The following is a 255-nucleotide window of genomic DNA, read 5'->3' on the forward strand; positions in this document are numbered from 1 at the left end:
TGCTGGCCCAGGTGCTGGTGGCCAAGTTTGCTGACCATCTGCCCTTGTACCGCCAAGAGGCCATCTTTGGTCGTGCTGGTGTAGCCATACCGCGCTCCACACTGGGCGCCTGGGTGGGCAGTTGTGGAGTGCAGTTGCAAGCCTTGGTTGATGCACTCAAAGCCGACATCCTCAGCCACAGCGTGATTCATGCCGATGAGACGCCGGTACAGATGCTCAAGCCCGGTACCGGTAAAACGCACCGCGCTTATCTGT

At 59.2% G+C, this 255-nt stretch carries 1 protein-coding gene; it reads left to right on the forward strand.

Translation table 11 applies throughout. The features are described 5' to 3' along the window. The coding region (locus LHU53_RS19625; protein WP_227334472.1) for an IS66 family transposase at positions 1 to 255 on the forward strand (255 nt) is incomplete at both ends.

Origin of the sequence: Rhodoferax sp. U2-2l, assembly GCF_020594515.1 — a bacterium.
GTDB lineage: Bacteria > Pseudomonadota > Gammaproteobacteria > Burkholderiales > Burkholderiaceae_C > Rhodoferax.